The organism is Bacillus sp. LQ01, from assembly GCF_057624735.1.
Map to the genome: position 1 here is coordinate 488946 of NZ_JBYEZL010000002.1, position 17440 is coordinate 506385.

The window sequence follows — 17440 nt, forward strand, 5'->3', positions numbered from 1 at the left end:
CAACTGTCTCATATAAAGAAAATACATACAGTTGCCTTTTCTTTATTGGCAAACAAGGGGGAGAACACGATGAATGTATATCGTGGAGTTCATGAGTTAATTGGTCATACACCAATTGTAGAAATTACTCGTTTTTCACTTCCGAAAGGAGTCCGTTTATTTGCAAAGCTTGAATTTTATAACCCAGGCGGAAGCGTTAAGGATCGTTTAGGAAGAGAATTAATCGAAGATGCGCTAGAAAAAGGGCTTGTGACCCAGGGTGGAACAATTATTGAACCGACTGCTGGGAATACTGGTATTGGACTGGCACTTGCAGCATTAGAACATGATTTACGTGTTATTGTTTGTGTACCAGAGAAATTTAGTATTGAAAAACAAGAATTAATGAAAGCACTAGGTGCAACGGTCGTGCATACACCGACTGAGCAAGGAATGACCGGTGCAATTGCTAAAGCAAAAGAGTTAGTAAATGAACTACCGAATTCATACTCTCCAAGTCAGTTCGCAAATGAGGCAAATCCTCGTGCATATTTTAAAACACTAGGACCTGAACTGTGGGACGCATTGAATGGAGAGATTAACATATTTGTTGCTGGAGCAGGAACTGGCGGTACGTTTATGGGGACTGCATCTTATTTGAAAGAAAAAAATATAGATATTAAAACAGTTATCGTAGAGCCAGAAGGATCTATTTTAAATGGTGGTAAGGCTGGTTCACATGAGACCGAAGGAATTGGACTGGAATTTATCCCGCCATTTTTGAAGACATCTTATTTTGATGAAATTCATACGATTTCTGATCGAAATGCATTTTTACGAGTGAAAGAATTAGCGCAAAAAGAAGGACTTCTCGTTGGGAGCTCTTCAGGAGCAGCATTTCATGCGAGCTTACTGGAGGCAGAGAAGGCAGCACCAGGTACAAATATTGTAACGATTTTTCCTGATAGTAGTGAGCGCTATTTAAGTAAAGACATATACAAAGGATGGGAATAAAAAATGAGAGCAAAGACAAAGTTAATTCATGGTATTCGCATAGGAGAACCTTCAACTGGATCTGTAAACGTACCGATTTATCAAACAAGTACGTACAAACAAGAAGCAGTTGGTAAGCATCAAGGATATGAATATTCACGTACAGGTAACCCAACACGTGCAGCTTTAGAAGAAATGATTGCTGTATTAGAAAATGGGCATGCTGGATTTGCATTTGGTTCAGGAATGGCTGCTATTACAGCGACAATTATGTTGTTCTCAAAAGGTGACCACGTTATTTTAACAGATGATGTTTATGGCGGAACATACCGCGTTATTACGAAAGTATTAAACCGTTTCGGTATTGAGCATACATTTGTAGATACAACAAACTTAGAGGAAGTTGAAGAAGCGATTCGTCCAAATACGAAAGCAATTTATGTGGAAACACCAACGAACCCACTACTAAAAATTACTGATATTAAGAAAATATCTACTCTTGCTAAAGAGAAAGACCTATTAACAATTATTGATAACACATTCATGACGCCATATTGGCAGTCGCCGATTTCTTTAGGAGCAGATATTGTGCTTCATAGTGCAACGAAATATTTAGGAGGTCATAGTGATGTAGTTGCAGGTTTAGTAGTTGTAAATAGCCCACAACTAGCAGAAGATCTTCACTTTGTACAAAACTCAACAGGAGGTATTCTTGGGCCACAAGATAGCTTCTTACTACTTCGCGGTTTAAAAACATTAGGAATTCGTATGGAAGAACATGAAACGAATTCACGTGCTATTGCTGAGTTCTTAAATAATCATCCAAAAGTAAATAAAGTATATTACCCAGGTCTTGAATCACATCAAAATCACGAATTAGCAACAGAACAAGCAAACGGGTTTGGTGCTATTATCTCATTTGATGTAGATAGTGAAGAAACATTAAATAAAGTACTTGAGAAACTACAATACTTTACACTTGCTGAAAGCTTAGGAGCGGTAGAAAGTTTAATTTCTATTCCATCTCAAATGACACATGCATCAATCCCAGCTGATCGCCGCAAAGAATTAGGAATTACAGATACATTAATTCGTATTTCTGTCGGTATTGAAGATGGTGAAGATTTAATTGAAGATTTAGCACAAGCGCTAGCATAATAAAAAATGCACTGCTCTATATTAGCAGTGCGTTTTTTTATTACGTCTTTTTGTGAAACATTTCACAAAATAGACATACACAAACGAAATGATTTCATGTATATTGAATTCAGGAAACGTTACTCACGAACAAACTTGTGAAACTTTTCACAAACAATGAAATTCATGTAGGAAAGCATCTCTATTTTTTTGTGTTAATTGGGACTTATTTTGACCTACAGGGACATATAAGGACCGTAATAGTAGAATAGGAGGAAATTCACATGGTAGTCAAAGAGAAAGTTGTAAATGAAATGCAGGAAGTAAAAAAGATGATTGATACGCTAGTAAATAATGGTCAACAAGCTTTACAAGCATTAGAAAGTTTTACACAAGAGGAAATTGACAACATTGTTCATGAAATGGCATTAGCAGGTGTTGATCAACATATGCCGCTAGCAAAATTGGCAGTTGAAGAAACTGGCCGTGGTGTATATGAAGACAAATGCATTAAAAATATTTTTGCCACTGAATATATTTGGCATAGTATAAAGCAAGATAAAACGGTAGGGATTATTCACGAAGATCCTCATGAAGAAATAATAGAAATCGCGGAACCTGTCGGTGTAGTAGCTGGAGTAACACCAGTAACGAATCCAACGTCGACAACAATGTTTAAAGCGTTAATTGCGATAAAAACAAGAAATCCAATTATTTTCGCATTTCATCCTTCCGCACAAAAATGTTCTGTGGCAGCAGCGAAAACCGTATATGATGCAGCGATGAAAGCTGGTGCACCAAAACACTGTATTCAATGGATTGAAAGACCGTCTGTTGAAGCGACGAAACAATTGATGAACCATGATGGTGTAGCACTCGTTCTAGCAACTGGAGGCGCTGGTATGGTGAAATCAGCTTACTCTACTGGAAAACCAGCGTTAGGCGTTGGTCCTGGTAATGTACCGTGTTATATAGAAAAATCAGCACATGTAAAACGAGCTGTTAATGATTTAATTTTATCAAAAACATTTGATAACGGTATGATTTGTGCATCGGAACAAGCAATCATTGTCGATAAAGAAATTTATGATGATGTTAAAACAGAAATGATTGAAAACAGTTGTTACTTTGTAACAGAAGAAGAAAGAAAAAAATTAGAAAAGCTCGTTATAAATGAAAATACATGTGCAGTAAATAGTGATATTGTAGGGAAATCCGCACAGTATATTGCCGATTTAGTTGGGATCACTGTTCCTGGACATACAAAAATGCTTGTAGCTGAAATTCAAGGTATCGGAGCAGCATATCCGTTATCCCGTGAGAAACTGAGTCCAGTATTAGCTTGTGTGAAGGCAAATTCATTAGAAGAAGGATTTACATATTGCGAAGAAATGTTGAACCTCGGTGGTTTAGGACATTCAGCAGTTATCCATTCTACAAATAAAGATGTGCAAAAGCAATTTGGGTTACGTATGAAAGCTTGCCGTCTCATTGTAAATGCACCTTCATCACAAGGTGGAATAGGGGATATATATAATGGATTTATTCCATCACTTACACTTGGTTGTGGTTCATACGGAAAGAATTCAGTTTCCCAAAATGTAACAGCGACTCATTTATTAAATATAAAAAGGCTGGCAAATAGAAAAAAGAATATGCAGTGGTTCAAACTGCCACCAAAAATTTATTTTGAAAAACATGCTACAGCTTATTTAGCAAATATGCCTAACATTTCACGTGCATTTATTGTAACGGACCCCGGAATGGTTGAACATGGCTATGTCGATACAGTCGCGCACTATTTAAACAAGAATGCAAATGATGTGAAAGTTGAAGTTTTCTTTGAGGTCGAACCAGATCCATCAGATGAAACTGTTTTCAAAGGTGCGGAAATGATGAAAAGCTTTAAGCCAGATGTAATTATCGCACTTGGTGGTGGTTCAGCTATGGATGCAGCAAAAGGAATGTGGTTATTCTATGAGCATCCAGAAACGACATTCTATGGTATTAAACAGAAATTTTTAGATATAAGAAAACGTACATGTAAATATCCGGAATTAGGAAATAAGGCGCAGTTTGTTGCGATTCCAACGACATCAGGAACGGGATCAGAAGTGACACCATTTGCGGTTATTACAGATAAGAAAAATAATATAAAGTATCCGCTCGCAGATTATGAATTAACACCAGATGTAGCAATTGTTGATCCACAATTTGTAATGACAGTACCACCACATGTAACAGCAGATACTGGTATGGATGTTTTAACACATGCAATTGAGGCGTATGTGTCTGTTATGGCAAATGACTATACAGATGGATTAGCATTAAAAGCTATTGATCTCGTATTCAAATATTTACCGAGAGCATATAAAGATGGAAATGATGAAGAAGCAAGAGAAAAAATGCATAACGCTTCTGCAATTGCAGGGATGGCATTTGCAAATGCTTTCCTCGGTATTAATCACAGCTTAGCACATAAGATTGGACCAGAATTCCATATTCCGCACGGACGCGCAAATGCCATTCTAATGCCGCACGTAGTCCGCTATAATGCTATTAAGCCAAGAAAACACGCATTGTTCCCAAAATATGAGCACTTTGTGGCAGATGAAAGATATGCACATATAGCGAGAATGCTCGGGCTTCCAGCAAGTTCGGCAGCAGAAGGGGTGGAATCACTCGTCCGAGCAATTATTGAGCTTGGAAAAAGCTTAAATATTAATATGAGTATTGCGGGACAAGGAGTCGATAAAGAGCAATTTGAAGAGGTTGTTGGAGTATTAGCAGAAAGAGCTTTTGAAGATCAATGTACAACTGCTAATCCAAAGTTACCGCTTATTTCAGAGCTGAAAGAAATTTATATGGAAGCATATAAAGGTGAATAATGATAAAAAAAGAGCCGCAGTAAAAGCGGCTCTTTTTTTATTGGAAAACATCTCCCAGAATGGCTGTATTTACTGGTCTTTCAGTTTCATAGAATATGATACAGTGAAATGGAGGAGTGAGAATATAATGAAAGAATTAAAAGGAAAAATAGAAGATTATACTCGGTTTGGACAAATGCTTCTCGCTGTAAGTACATTGTTAATGGTTGGCTTATTGATTCCGAGTGGAGCAAAAGAGACAATCCAATTTTTTGTTATGATGGGGAGCATCGTTATATTTTTAAGCTTATCGTTCTTTTTCTTTCAGCGTGTGAAAGTGATGCGTGACCAGCTAGAGGAAAATGAATGTGAATAATATTGTTAACTAGAGCGCAGCGAAAAGAAAAAATCTTTTTGTCGCGCTTTTTGTTTTTTTGTAGGAAAATATATGCGTTTCGTGTTGACAATGATAATCCTTATCAATTAAAGTAGAATAGTAGTTAATGATTATCATTATCAATTAGAGGTGAAGGAATGAAAAAATCTATTACGCTATTTACAGCGATTTTATCTATTTTTTTCTTGTTAATAGGTTGCAGTGCCAAAGAGGACGAAAAAGCGTCTGCAATCAAAACAGAAAAAGGAAAAGAGAAAATCGAAATTACCGACCTATCAGGAAGAAAGGTAACATTCGATAAAGTGCCAGAAAGTTTTGCAACATTAAGTATGGGGGACATGGATATTATTGATGTTTTAGGTGGAAAAATAGTAGGTCGCCCGGATACGAAATTAACTCTTCCAGATGAGCTAAAGAAAGCACAAGTAATTGGGAATGCACATCAACCGAATTTTGAGCAAATTGCTAGTTTAAAGCCCGATGTACTTGTTGCTAACAATGGATTCCAAAAGAATGTGCCAACGGTTGAAGGACAAGGAACGCAAGTTATCATTTCTTCTGCGAATTCTGTACAAGATATTCAAAAAAATATTGAATTATATGGAACGGTAATGAAGAAAGAAGATAAAGCAAAAGAAATTAATCAAAAAATGAATGATCAAATGAAGAAATATGAGAAAAAGAGCGATGTGAAAGCATTGCTAGTGTATGGCGCACCAGGAACTTATTTAGCGGCATTACCAACATCTTTATCAGGTGATATTTTAGAAAAAACAGGCGGAAAAAATATTGCTTCTGATTTTCCAGAAACGAAAGAATATCCGCAATATGCACAGCTAAGTGTAGAACGTATTATTGAGGCGAATCCAGATGTGATTTATTTAATTACACACGGAGATCCAAAAAGTGTGAAAAAAGCATTCGAAGGCGAAATGATGAAAAATGAAGCGTGGAAAAATTTAGAGGCAGTAAAACAAAACCGCGTAGTTATTTTGCCACCTGATTTATTTGGATCTAATCCTGGTACAAAAGTTACAGAAGCAATGGACTTTATGTATAAAAGTATACAAGATGTAAGGAAATGATACTATGGAAAGTAGTGAAGTAGTAAGAGAAAAGGAACATCCTTTTGCGAAAAAAAGATGGATAATAGCAGTTACTTTAGTTGTATTAACAATCCTAGGTCTCTTTTACGGTCTTTTCGCAGGAAGTTTATCCTTTTCTGTACGAGATATTCTAACGGGTATACAAGATGAAGGTTCGACAGTTCATCGAATTGTATGGGATCTTCGCATACCGAGAGTGCTCATTGGGTTTATAGTAGGAACATGTTTAGCTGCATCTGGTACACTGCTACAAGGAGTTATGAGAAACCCTCTTGCAGATCCTGGTATTATCGGAGTTTCATCTGGGGCAGGCCTTGTAGCAATTGTCATCATGATTTTATTCCCACAGCATCTAGCTTTTTTACCACTAGGGGCGTTTTTAGGATCTTTCATAACAGCGATGGTTATTTATGCTTTATCATGGCAAAAAGGGGCACCACCTTCAAAAATCGTCTTAGTAGGGGTGTCGATCAATGCATTAATTGGTGCAGCAACGTCAGCATTAATGTTATTACATAGTGACAAAGTACAATCGGTGTTACCGTGGCTAGCGGGTGGTATTGGTGGTGTAAGTTGGGCACATTTAAATATGATTATTTATTATGCAATATTCGCCATTATATTAGCTTTCTTTGGTATTAAGCATATTCGAGTGTTAATGCTTGGAGATGAAATGGCAAAGTTATTAGGACATAACGTGGAAAAAAGTCGGTTTTATTTAATCGTAGTAAGTACATTATTAGCTGGAATTGCAGTAAGTGTGTCTGGTCTTATTGGATTTGTCGGTCTTGTCGTACCACATATGCTACGTTTATTAGTTGGAAATGATTATAGATATTTGCTACCTTTATCATGCCTTGGCGGCGGGGTATTACTTGTTTTTGCGGATGCAATAGCTCGAAGTTGGTTTGACCCAATCGAATTGCCTGTTGGTATTTTACTGTCCTTCTTAGGTGGTCCGTTCTTCTTATATTTAATTCATAGAGGAGGAAAACAAAGTGATTTCCGTTAACAAAGTGTTTTACGCACACTCTGAAAGATTTCAAATGCAAAATATGAATGTACATATTAAGGCTGGAGAAATCGTTAGTTTAATTGGTCCGAATGGATCGGGAAAATCTACTTTGCTTCGTTTAATAGCAAGGCTACTGAAACAAAGCGAAGGGGACATCATTTTAGATGGGAAAAATATTCATATGATGAAGAGTGCTGATGTAGCGAAGCAATTAGCAATGTTACCACAAATGCATGATCATCAATTAGATTTAACAGTGAAAGAACTAATTGAGTTCGGAAGAGGTCCACATAAATCATGGAGTAGCCACTTAAATAAAGAAGATGAAGAAATTGTTGATTGGGCATTGTCTGTTACAAATCTTGAAGGGTATGAATATCGTCTTTTACATTCTTTATCAGGAGGGGAACGGCAACGTGCTTGGATTGCGATGACGCTAGCGCAACGTACAAATGTCTTATTATTGGATGAACCAACAACCTTTTTAGATATCGTTCACCAGTTGGAAGTAATGGAACTTGTGAAACGATTAAATGAGGAGTTTGGAATGACAATTATAATGGTTTTACATGACATTAACCAAGCTGCTCAATATAGCGATCGTTTACTTGTATTAAAGCGAGGAAAAATTCAGTATGATGGTATACCAGAAGAAGTACTATGCCATGAAATGTTTCAACATGTATTTGGCATAGATGTAGATATTTTTCAGGGAAGTGACAAGCCTTTTTTTACACCGAAACGAATTTCTAAAAGGGGAGAAGAGCGATGCAAACAGAAGAGCGTATTACCATTGAATTAGTAAGAGAATTTGTTATGGCAGCTCACGGGGATTTAGAGAAAGTACAAGAGCTATTGGTTGAATCACCAAGCTTACTTCACGCCTCTTATAATTGGGGTGGATCAGATTGGGAAAGTGCGTTAGGCGCATCGGCACATGTAGGTCGTAAAGATATTGCTCTTTATTTACTAGAAAAGGGTGCTCGGATGGATATTTTTGCAGCAGCTATGCTTGGTGAATTAGAAGTTGTACAAGCTATTTTAGTAGCTCAACCAGAAGCATTGCGCGCATCTGGTCCTCATGGTATTTCTCTTCTTCAACATGCACGAATGGGTGGAGAGAAATCTAAGCGTGTATATGATTATTTAGCAATACTATCTTAATGAACGAAGGAAGTTCTTATGTGCGGTAAACTTTTCACTTGAAACAATTGGAAAGTTTACCGCCCGTTAGAACGGGATAAGTATCTAGTATATTTGAAAATCCTACACCCCCCTCAATTGTAGTTTTCTTTATGCTAGTTATGATATGGATGCAGTGGACAATATTTGTCTACTGCTTTTTTTGTTTCTATAAGATTGAATATTCTGTGTTATGTGGTTGATTCATTTATAATAAATGGTAACACTTATTGTGCATACAAAATATGATTGTGAAATTAAGAAGAAATTAGTAGAAAGGAGTGAAGGAATGTTTCATACAGACCGTTTACAAATTCGTAAATATACAATGGATGATTTACAGTTCTACGCTTCACTATGGGGAAACGAAAAAGTAATGCGCTATATTGGAAATGGGAATTTAAAAACATATATGCAATGTAAAAAAAGTTTGGAAGAGTGGGTAATTCCTAGCTATAAAAACGGCCTCGGTTTATTTGTATTAATTGAAAAGGAAACGGGGATACGGATTGGTCATGCAGGATTAGTAAAGCAGCAGATAGATGGAAAAGAGGAAATTGAAATTGGTTATTGGTTATTACCTCAGTATTGGGGAAAAGGCTATGCGAGAGAAGCAGCGGCAGCATTTCGAGACTATGGCTTCCAAGCGTTACGAATGAATAAATTGATTTCTCTTATTAATCCGGACCACCCCGCCTCAATCTTTGTTGCTAGAAAAACGGGGCTTAGTTATGAGAAAACAACTTCATTTCATGGGATGGATGTTCTCGTTTATTCCATTAGGCGCGTTGGATGAAAAAAGGTTAATTGCATTTTTTGAAGAATGGTATATAAAAATAAAGGGGGGATTACATGTACATTTATCATAATGGACTTATTATTCGTGAGGGGACGAATGGTGTACCTGCATATGCAATTAAGACTTTATTCGAAGATGCCGGTTGGAGCAATGATAATATCCCTTCTTGGCAAATTGAAAAATTCACGATAGCATTTGAAAATTCAACATGGGCATTCACAATTTGGGATGAAGAAGAGATGATTGCCATGGTTAGAGTCATTTCTGATGGAATCATGGTCGCGAACATAGTAAATTTAGTTGTGAAATGTGAATATAGAGGGAAGGGATTAGGTAAGAAACTTGTCGCTCTTTGTTTGCAAAAGCTACCACATGGTGACTGGTTTGCACATACTTCTGCGAACAATTTTGATTTTTATAGAAGCTGTGGATTTGAAGTTAGAGAGCTATCGAGAAATGGAACATGTGCGTATTATGGATATCAAGTCGCGAAAAGAGATGGTCACCGATAAATGAATGAAAAGTAAAAGTTTAGCGAGGTAATTTTGAGGATTTGATAATAGAGAATGGATTGAGGCACATTTTATGATAAAATAAAAGAAAATTCTGTTTATTATTAGGGGGATAAAAATGAGTATAAAAGTTGGGGATGTATTTAAATATGAAAGAAGATTTACTGAGGAAGAGGTGTTTGAATTTGCAAATATTACCGGAGATAAAGGTAGACACCATGTGGAATATGATGAAAATGGAAGATTAATGGTCCATGGTTTATTGACTGCTAGCATTGGAACGAAAGTAGGCGAAGAATTACATTACATAGCAAGAGAATTAGTAAGTGAGTTTATTAGACCAGTTTTCACAGGAGATACAATCACTTGTGAATTAACTTTAACAAATGTTGAGCAAATGGAAGGCTATAAAAAAGTTTCAATCGAGTCAGTTTATCGCAATCAACACGAAAAGACTGTACTAGTGGGGACAAGTTATGGAATTATAAGGGGATAAAAAAGAAGCCTGTTTAGCAGGCTTCTTTTTTATTATTTAGTAAACACGTTTTCGATTTTCCGCATAACTAGAGATGAGTAGTAATGCAGTTTCTTCTCCTATATTACGAACAATATGAGGAACGCATGCATTCCATGAGAAAGAATCACCTTCTTCTACAATTGCAATATCTTCACCGTGCTGAACTTCTAGTTTTCCGCGTAATACAAGGTGACATTCTTCCCCTTCATGGGCATTTGGTGAGTTTTCTTTCGGGAATCCAGTAGGGATTTCTACTAAAGATAGGCGAAGGCCCCCTTGCTCCGCAACATGTTCAATTCTTTGCTCATCTTTGCCGTATACACTGTATTTCCGTTCTTCTTTTTTGACAATTTTTAATCGATCTTTTTGCTCTAACAATAAATAGGGAAGGGGAACGTTTAAAAAATTGGAGATCGTTTCTAAAGTTGAGATAGATGGTGATGTTTTATTATTTTCAACCTGACTCATAAATCCTTTAGAAAGACCTGTTCCCTCACAAATTTGTGCGATTGTTATGCCCCTACGTTGACGAATTTCACGTATTGCAGAACCAATATTCATAAAATCAAGCTCCTTTTTGTAAACAACTATTTGTATCATAGCAAAAAAAATATATTTTTTCCCAGTGAAAATGAATTGACGAATAAAAAAAATTAGTGTATGTTTTGTAATGTAAATAAAAGTTTTGTATAAGAAAACTATAAAGGAGAGAAAGAAATGAATCAACATATTGGTAACTTAATTATTCGTATCGTGTTAGGGGTAACATTCTTCATGCACGGTTTAACAAAATTCCAATCAGGAATTGACAATATTGCAGGGTGGTTTACAAGCATTGGTTTACCAGGAGGACTTGCATACGGTGTAGCAACATTTGAATTAGTTGGAGGCCTATTATTAATTCTAGGTTTAGGTGTAAGATATATTGGATTATTATTTGCACTTGTTATGGTTGGAGCAATCGTAAAAGTGAAATGGTCAGCTGGTTTATTGGGAGATGGAAAAAATCCTGGTTTCGAATTAGAACTTGCATTATTAGCAATGGGTGCATACTTATTTGTTGCAAAAGCTGATGGTTTTGTAGATAATTTCTTAAAAGAAAAAATGTCAAAGAAGAACTAATTTAAATGGGGGGCTAACAAGATGAGTTTTCAACTTCATCCCGATACAACACTGGATGTTGTTCATTTATACGTATCTAATGTAAAGAAATCACTAGAGTTTTATACGGAAGTACTAAGTATGAAGGTACTAAAAGAAGAAAAAGCAGTCGTTACATTTGGGAATGAAAATGATGAACCACTTCTTATCATTGAAGAAAAGAAAGAAGCTTTTCCGAAGCAAAGAGGAAGAACAGGGTTATATCATTACGCAATTTTATTACCAAGTAGGCAGGATTTAGCGAATGTTCTTCGTCATCTTGTAGAAATGGTATATCCACTACATGGCGGGGCCGATCATTACTTTAGTGAAGCTCTTTATTTAGCTGATCCAGATGGAAACGGGATTGAAATTTATCATGATCGACAAAAAGAAGTTTGGCGTGATGAGAATGGAGAGCTCCCATTTGTTAGTAACCCGTTAGCTGGTGAAGAATTATTGCAGCAAGGAAGTACATGGAGTGGATTTCCAGCTGGTACTGTGATGGGGCATATTCATTTCCATGTAGCTGATTTAGAGGAAGCGAAACGTTTCTATGTTGATGGTCTTGGTTTTGAAGTAACAATCCCAGCTCGTAATGGAGCGTTGTTCGTATCAGCAGGTGGCTATCATCACCATATCGGTTTAAATACATGGCAAGGTGAAGGGGTACCACCGCAAATGCCAGGTTCTGTTGGTTTAAAATATTTCACAATTGTATTAGCGGATGAAAAACAAAAAGAGCAAGTATGTGAAAGCTTAAAAAATATTGGTAAGATTGCTACGTACAAAGATGGAATATTACAAGTCGAGGATCCATTTGGACATTGTATCCATTTCCAAATAAAAGGAGAAGCCTAAAAAGGCTTCTCTTTTTTATTTTCTTATAATTGCATTTTCGTTTTGTAAAAATAGTTCATCAAATTGTTTTGCAAGCTCAAAATCTAGTTTCGTTAAACCTTTTGCATTCCAAGATGACAAAGTAATAATAACTGCTTTATACTGGATAAGGATAAATGGATGGTGATTATGTTCTTCTGATAGTTTGGCGGCTTCAGAGACAAATTCGACTCCTTTTAAGTAGTCGGAAAACATATATTTTCGTTCAATCCATTTCTCATCTTTTACCATCCATTTATCTACCTTCAATAATTCCTCGTGAACTTCTTCTTCAGTTAATCTTAGCATCATTTTTCACATCCTTTATTGGAAGTAACGCAAGACCATTGTTAATAAGGCGTGTTACAGCTTCGTCAGTTGTGAAAGTAGAAAGTTGATGTAGTAATGCTGCAGATGTTTCATGCCCTTTGTTATGCTCTAAAAGTAACTCTAATACTTCAAGGCGCAGCAACCATTCTTTCGCATAAAATTTATTTAATACTTCTTGGATTGCTACTAATTGATCGATATGCGCGTCGTGTAAAATCCCCTCACTTCGAATATCTCGAACTGTTTGATACATACGCTCGAGTTCATTCAGTACAAGCGGAGCAGGAATTTCTTGAACTTCTTCATCCATTGGGAAAAATGCTGCTGCATCTGCGGCACCTGGGAATACTGAAGTGATTTGTGAGCCAACAGCCATATCAAATGCGCCCCATGAAGCATCAAATAAAACGCGGGCGTTATAAGTAACTGTGCAATCGATAAAGGAAATAAGAGCAATTTTCTTATCATTTTTCACAATATCTGTTACTGTTCCTTTTACATGAATACCACTTGCAAAAGTAAACTCAGCGATAGTTCCAATTTTAATTCCTAATGATTGTAGTTGTTCGTCTGTACAATTTTCTAATGCAATATTTTCAGTAAGTAATCCAATCGGTGTTCCAAATCCGTCACTGTGTACAGAAGTAGAATGATTCGCTAACTGTTTATTATGAAGCGCTAATGCCGTTGGCGAATTTGTTCGCATGTAAATTAATTCACCTGCATCGTTTTCAATTGTCTCGCTAAATGTACCTGTAATTTGTAATCCACTATTTAGCTCAGCTGTTGCATAGTTCTCAGAGCGAATTGCTTTTTCTAAACCTTCTTTTCCACCTGTTTTAAAGGCCATTGTTTTAGAAAATGTTTCAAGCGCATCTGTTAATTCTTCAAAGGATTCACAAACAAATAGTTGTGGTTGCATTTTTGTTACGTCATAAGTTGTCCCTGTACATGCTTCGATAGAAAATGGAACCTTTTCTACAGCGTCTGTTAAGCAATGTTTGCTTTCGCCAACAGAAGAAAGGAGACCAGCACCATATATCTTTGGATCATCTATATTTCCGATCAATCCATATTCTACTGTCCACCAGAAAAGACGTGAAATTTGTTCAGCTTCCGATAAACCAGAAACTAACTTTTGTTTTTCAATTACAGCATTTTCAGCAGCCTTAACTTCATCAGGAGTAGAAGTAGGGCTTTCTTTTACTATCGTTAATGTACGAACAGCTTCAAATGCATCATGTTCTTCTTTTGTAGAGAAAGCTTTTGCACCAATTTGCCCAAAACGTTTCACATATTTTGCATATGTAGGATCAAGTAAAATCGGTGCGTGTCCTGCGGCTTCATGTACGATATCTGGAGCTGGTGTGTACTCGATATTTTCTACTTTCCGGATATCTGTTGCAATCGGTAGTAATCCGTGTCCTTGAAAATCGAAGAATGCTACGCCAGGAATAAGTCCGTCAATTGTTACAGCGCCCCAGCCGCTTGGTGCCAAACACTCATTCATTTCTTCTACTTTTGGAATTGCATCTATATTAATACCAGATGATTGTAGTCCGTTCACATAGGCTGGATGAGCAACGTCTTTTAAGAAGCTATGATTTTGTCTCATAATGTAACGCCACACAGCGTGATTCACCGGTGTGTATTGATCATAATGTTGTGTGGATACAAATGGTTTTAAATGCGATGGAATTTCTGTTTTCTTTGTCATTTAGACATCCTCCTTTTTTTCAATAAAATTGAATATCGATTTCGTATAGCTTGTATCACCCCCTTTCATTTTTTGTAAGCGCTTATAAAATTTTATCATAAGATTCGGAATTATTTAACATATGTTTCTGTGATAAATAGAAAAAGCCCCTATCGGAAAATCCGATAGGGGCGAAAGCATCGCGGTACCACCCTATTTGTAAGTGAAAATATACTTACATCTCAATTAATGATAACGGAAAAATTCCGTCTTTTCCTTCATGCATAAAAGCACTACGAAAAAGAAGCTCCAGAATTGTAATTCATACTTATATATGTGCTAATTTCCACCGACCATTAGCTCTCTGTAACAGGGATATAAGATACTACTGCGATTCTTTCAACGCGTATATATGAAATTGTGTAAGAGGATGGATGCAAAAAAGTCCCTATCGGAAAATCCGATAGGGACGATAAAAATCGCGGTACCACCCTATTTGTAAACAACTAATTGTTTACCACTCACTTTACGATAACGGAAAGATCCGTCTTTCTCTTCATGCATAAAAAGCATTACGGGAAAGAAGCTCCAGAATTGTAATTCACGCTTGTATATGTACTGATTCGCACCAACCATCAGTTCTCTGGGACAGTGATATAAGTCGCTACTAGCATTCCTTCAAAGCTGATATATAATTCGTTAAACTAAACTATGTTTTGTATTATAAAACTATATTAAAAAAATTGTCAACAAAAATTTTTTATCCCGTGTTAATGAGCAGTAAAATTCCTACCTCAAAATTCGGTGGGAGAATAACTGCCCGTAACCCCCGATTGGTGAAGGCTAATAATCAGTGGGGATGAACAAAATCTCTACTGATTAAGGCTTCACTTTATTTCACTTCTAAATTAACAGTTAAATTAGAGGTATTGCCAGCTGCATCAGTTGCTACAATGTGAATAGTATTTTTTTCTTCGTGTAATTGAGTGCGATCGAAATAAATGTCATAGCTTTTCTCCCAAGGGTTCAGGAATGCCTGTTCCCATACACCATTTCCGTTAATTTCATATTGCATTCTCACTGGAATACCAGGTGCTTTTTTTAGCTCAGCATGATAAGACTGAGCATTACTATTTTGTAAATCTGGAGCATGCTGAATATTACTTTGAGCAGCGAGAGGTGCATGTTGCAATTCTACAATTACTGATATTTCTTTTGTTGTTTTCGTTTCAACATTTTGAGCAATTTTATGTTCTCCCCACTGTTCAATCGTTGTTTTTAATTGTGGACTAAATTGCTTCTCCTTTTGTAGTGATTCAGCATGAGCGCTTAAAGCTCCAAAACTAGAAAAGACAAGCGCCATGCTTAATAGTGTAGAAGTAGTTTTTTTCATTGATACTCCCCCTAATAAAAAGTGCCAATATTCAGAAATGAAATCTTACATTTTAGTTATAACTTATAAATATAAATGTTGGCTAAACTATACTTTCGACATAATTCATACCAATCCTCTATGAATTGAAAATTTCTTGGGGAATTTTTTCTGATTATGTCGAATCGATATTTTTCACATATTGTAGGAAGAAAGTGAGGAATGCTATGAGGGAAATGGAGTGATGGTATGAAAAGGCTAATAGTAAGTGGTAGTGTAGTGTTGTTTATGTTTTTGTGTTCTATCACTATTACTAGCGCAGAAAATAATAGTGTGAAAGTTGCTTTTATTCGTCATCATAACCTTTGGATTAAAGTTGAGGGGAAAGAAAAACAACTTACAAAAGGAGAGAACATAACAGGGCCAAAGTGGTCACATGATGGAGAATGGCTGGCATATGTAAAAGGGAAGAAACAAAATATTCTTGAGTTATATCGGCTGAAAGATGGAAAGAAAGTTACGCCGTTTCACTCAGAAGCATCGAATTATCAATGGTCACCAACAGAAAATATAATTGCATTTATATTTACAGGTACATTAAATACATTTGATGTAGAAAAAAAGAATGCAGATTTTGAAAATGTATCGGCTGGTGTAGGGGATTATGCATGGTACCCCGATGGAAAGAACTTTCTTGTATCCTCTGAAGCGCACTTACTTCCAACAGGATGGACAGGGGCTCAGCTATATGAAGTGCAAAAAGATGCACATATGAATCCTCACAAAATGAAGCATTTGTATGCATTGCCAAATGAACATGATGATTTCCTAGCCCTAGTAGCAAGTGGCTTTAAGTGGTCACCAGATCAAAAGTGGATTTCATTTTTAGCAGTACCGACAGCTTCATGGTCAGCTGATAGTAATACGCTTTGCTTAGTTCGTGCAGATGGCAGTCGGTTTGAAAAAGTAGATCAAATGTTACTAAACGCACAATGGTTTCAATGGGCACCATCAAAAAATATATTAGCTTATATTGAAGGGAGCGGAAGAGTTGCATTAGAAAATAAGCATTTAAAAGTAAAGGAATTGCCAGCACTTCAGCAGAACATATTTACGCCGAAAGGATATGTTGATTGGGATTTTGTATGGAAGAACGATAGAGTAATTATCGTTTCACGAGCAAAGGAGGCAGGGATAGAAACTCCACCAGAAAAAAGGCCACTACCATCTTTGTATGAGGTCGATAGTACAAGTAATGCACAGCATCAAATCACAAAGAAAAAGAACAAGCAAGGGGATTACCACCCGATCTTCATGAAGAAGAGTAATCAATTAATTTGGATACGTTCAGACCGTAAGAAAGCGGATGTATGGCTTGCTCATAAAGATGGGAAACAGGAAAAGAAGTGGATTGAAAATATAGATGTACCAGCGTGGTATTATGAGAAATGGAATTGGGAAAATGTCATCTCGGTGAAATAACAATAAAAAACTGCCTAAAAGATCATTTTAGGCAGTT

18 protein-coding genes and 2 other annotated features are annotated in these 17440 nt (G+C 36.5%); of the genes, 14 read left to right on the plus strand and 4 right to left on the minus strand.

Going from position 1 to position 17440, the window contains the following annotated elements; genetic code table 11:
• The first annotated feature begins 69 nt into the window (after positions 1 to 69).
• From AC22L0_RS14875 to AC22L0_RS14925, 11 genes are all read left to right on the plus strand, one after another.
• Entirely contained in the window at positions 70 to 993 is a 924-nt protein-coding gene (locus AC22L0_RS14875) for an O-acetylserine dependent cystathionine beta-synthase (RefSeq protein ID WP_001103881.1), read from the plus strand.
• A 3-nt stretch (positions 994 to 996) separates the two neighbouring features.
• A complete protein-coding gene (locus AC22L0_RS14880) occupies positions 997 to 2130 on the plus strand; it encodes a bifunctional cystathionine gamma-lyase/homocysteine desulfhydrase (protein WP_001201908.1) in 1134 nt (377 codons plus the stop codon).
• Between the two features lie 263 nt (positions 2131 to 2393).
• Positions 2394 to 4997: a bifunctional acetaldehyde-CoA/alcohol dehydrogenase gene (gene adhE, locus AC22L0_RS14885; RefSeq protein ID WP_000260500.1), complete on the plus strand. Its 2604-nt coding sequence runs from the start codon at positions 2394 to 2396 to the stop codon at positions 4995 to 4997.
• 127 nt (positions 4998 to 5124) lie between these two features.
• Entirely contained in the window at positions 5125 to 5352 is a 228-nt protein-coding gene (locus tag AC22L0_RS14890) for a YrhC family protein (protein WP_000661265.1), read from the plus strand.
• Between the two features lie 158 nt (positions 5353 to 5510).
• Positions 5511 to 6458: an ABC transporter substrate-binding protein gene (locus AC22L0_RS14895; RefSeq protein ID WP_087967297.1), complete on the plus strand. Its 948-nt coding sequence runs from the start codon at positions 5511 to 5513 to the stop codon at positions 6456 to 6458.
• Between the two features lie 4 nt (positions 6459 to 6462).
• Entirely contained in the window at positions 6463 to 7491 is a 1029-nt protein-coding gene (locus AC22L0_RS14900; RefSeq protein ID WP_000445963.1) for a FecCD family ABC transporter permease, read from the plus strand.
• Positions 7478 to 8296 (plus strand): ABC transporter ATP-binding protein, encoded by an 819-nt coding sequence (locus AC22L0_RS14905; RefSeq protein ID WP_000626525.1) that lies wholly within the window; start codon positions 7478 to 7480, stop codon positions 8294 to 8296. Before AC22L0_RS14900 ends, AC22L0_RS14905 begins: the two co-directional genes overlap by 14 nt.
• Positions 8263 to 8658 carry an ankyrin repeat domain-containing protein gene (locus tag AC22L0_RS14910; RefSeq protein ID WP_001192763.1) on the plus strand — a complete coding sequence of 132 codons (396 nt, stop codon included), beginning with the start codon at positions 8263 to 8265 and terminating at the stop codon, positions 8656 to 8658. The genes AC22L0_RS14905 and AC22L0_RS14910 overlap by 34 nt, the downstream gene beginning before the upstream one ends.
• Before the next feature lie 235 nt (positions 8659 to 8893).
• Entirely contained in the window at positions 8894 to 9472 is a 579-nt protein-coding gene (locus tag AC22L0_RS14915; protein WP_000258037.1) for a GNAT family N-acetyltransferase, read from the plus strand.
• A 56-nt stretch (positions 9473 to 9528) separates the two neighbouring features.
• The gene (locus AC22L0_RS14920) at positions 9529 to 9987 is read left to right on the plus strand and encodes a GNAT family N-acetyltransferase (protein ID WP_000276114.1); all 459 of its coding nucleotides are present in this window, start codon (positions 9529 to 9531) and stop codon (positions 9985 to 9987) included.
• A 118-nt stretch (positions 9988 to 10105) separates the two neighbouring features.
• Positions 10106 to 10483, plus strand: coding sequence for a hotdog family protein (locus tag AC22L0_RS14925; RefSeq protein WP_000025015.1), 378 nt, complete (start codon positions 10106 to 10108; stop codon positions 10481 to 10483).
• A 36-nt stretch (positions 10484 to 10519) separates the two neighbouring features.
• On the opposite strand, the gene AC22L0_RS14930 is transcribed toward AC22L0_RS14925, so the two are convergent.
• On the minus strand, positions 10520 to 11065 hold the full coding sequence (locus AC22L0_RS14930; protein WP_001020693.1) for a helix-turn-helix domain-containing protein: 546 nt from the start codon (positions 11063 to 11065) through the stop codon (positions 10520 to 10522).
• A 156-nt stretch (positions 11066 to 11221) separates the two neighbouring features.
• Between AC22L0_RS14930 and AC22L0_RS14935 the strand changes: the two genes are divergently transcribed.
• Both AC22L0_RS14935 and AC22L0_RS14940 read left to right on the plus strand, forming a co-directional pair.
• Positions 11222 to 11626, plus strand: a complete 405-nt coding sequence (locus AC22L0_RS14935; protein WP_001071553.1) for a DoxX family protein — start codon at positions 11222 to 11224, stop codon at positions 11624 to 11626.
• 21 nt (positions 11627 to 11647) lie between these two features.
• Positions 11648 to 12505, plus strand: a complete 858-nt coding sequence (locus AC22L0_RS14940) for a VOC family protein (protein ID WP_000009844.1) — start codon at positions 11648 to 11650, stop codon at positions 12503 to 12505.
• 15 nt (positions 12506 to 12520) lie between these two features.
• On the opposite strand, the gene AC22L0_RS14945 is transcribed toward AC22L0_RS14940, so the two are convergent.
• From AC22L0_RS14945 to AC22L0_RS14955, 3 genes are all read right to left on the minus strand, one after another.
• On the minus strand, positions 12521 to 12835 hold the full coding sequence (locus AC22L0_RS14945) for a 4a-hydroxytetrahydrobiopterin dehydratase (RefSeq protein ID WP_000979538.1): 315 nt from the start codon (positions 12833 to 12835) through the stop codon (positions 12521 to 12523).
• Positions 12816 to 14570 (minus strand): aromatic amino acid hydroxylase, encoded by a 1755-nt coding sequence (locus AC22L0_RS14950; protein WP_000163184.1) that lies wholly within the window; start codon positions 14568 to 14570, stop codon positions 12816 to 12818. Before AC22L0_RS14950 ends, AC22L0_RS14945 begins: the two co-directional genes overlap by 20 nt.
• Positions 14571 to 14733: 163 nt before the next feature.
• Positions 14734 to 14961 (minus strand) — a binding site (T-box leader).
• 50 nt (positions 14962 to 15011) lie between these two features.
• Positions 15012 to 15240: a binding site (T-box leader), on the minus strand.
• A gap of 201 nt (positions 15241 to 15441) precedes the next feature.
• Entirely contained in the window at positions 15442 to 15942 is a 501-nt protein-coding gene (locus AC22L0_RS14955; RefSeq protein ID WP_000754150.1) for a hypothetical protein, read from the minus strand.
• 228 nt (positions 15943 to 16170) lie between these two features.
• Between AC22L0_RS14955 and AC22L0_RS14960 the strand changes: the two genes are divergently transcribed.
• Positions 16171 to 17403 (plus strand): TolB family protein, encoded by a 1233-nt coding sequence (locus AC22L0_RS14960; RefSeq protein ID WP_000825724.1) that lies wholly within the window; start codon positions 16171 to 16173, stop codon positions 17401 to 17403.
• Positions 17404 to 17440 lie beyond the last annotated feature (37 nt).

Bases quoted from the DNA above. Each gene is read 5' to 3' on its own strand.
- AC22L0_RS14915 (WP_000258037.1), top strand. From the start codon at position 8,894: ATGGTAACACTTATTGTGCATACAAAATATGATTGTGAAATTAAGAAG.
- adhE (WP_000260500.1), top strand. From the start codon at position 2,394: ATGGTAGTCAAAGAGAAAGTTGTAAATGAAATGCAGGAAGTAAAAAAG.
- AC22L0_RS14930 (WP_001020693.1), bottom strand. From the start codon at position 11,065: ATGAATATTGGTTCTGCAATACGTGAAATTCGTCAACGTAGGGGCATA.
- AC22L0_RS14960 (WP_000825724.1), top strand. From the start codon at position 16,171: ATGAAAAGGCTAATAGTAAGTGGTAGTGTAGTGTTGTTTATGTTTTTG.
- AC22L0_RS14920 (WP_000276114.1), top strand. From the start codon at position 9,529: ATGTACATTTATCATAATGGACTTATTATTCGTGAGGGGACGAATGGT.
- AC22L0_RS14880 (WP_001201908.1), top strand. From the start codon at position 997: ATGAGAGCAAAGACAAAGTTAATTCATGGTATTCGCATAGGAGAACCT.
- AC22L0_RS14895 (WP_087967297.1), top strand. From the start codon at position 5,511: ATGAAAAAATCTATTACGCTATTTACAGCGATTTTATCTATTTTTTTC.
- AC22L0_RS14875 (WP_001103881.1), top strand. From the start codon at position 70: ATGAATGTATATCGTGGAGTTCATGAGTTAATTGGTCATACACCAATT.
- AC22L0_RS14950 (WP_000163184.1), bottom strand. From the start codon at position 14,570: ATGACAAAGAAAACAGAAATTCCATCGCATTTAAAACCATTTGTATCC.
- AC22L0_RS14935 (WP_001071553.1), top strand. From the start codon at position 11,222: ATGAATCAACATATTGGTAACTTAATTATTCGTATCGTGTTAGGGGTA.
- AC22L0_RS14900 (WP_000445963.1), top strand. From the start codon at position 6,463: ATGGAAAGTAGTGAAGTAGTAAGAGAAAAGGAACATCCTTTTGCGAAA.
- AC22L0_RS14945 (WP_000979538.1), bottom strand. From the start codon at position 12,835: ATGATGCTAAGATTAACTGAAGAAGAAGTTCACGAGGAATTATTGAAG.
- AC22L0_RS14890 (WP_000661265.1), top strand. From the start codon at position 5,125: ATGAAAGAATTAAAAGGAAAAATAGAAGATTATACTCGGTTTGGACAA.
- AC22L0_RS14910 (WP_001192763.1), top strand. From the start codon at position 8,263: ATGCAAACAGAAGAGCGTATTACCATTGAATTAGTAAGAGAATTTGTT.
- AC22L0_RS14925 (WP_000025015.1), top strand. From the start codon at position 10,106: ATGAGTATAAAAGTTGGGGATGTATTTAAATATGAAAGAAGATTTACT.
- AC22L0_RS14955 (WP_000754150.1), bottom strand. From the start codon at position 15,942: ATGAAAAAAACTACTTCTACACTATTAAGCATGGCGCTTGTCTTTTCT.
- AC22L0_RS14940 (WP_000009844.1), top strand. From the start codon at position 11,648: ATGAGTTTTCAACTTCATCCCGATACAACACTGGATGTTGTTCATTTA.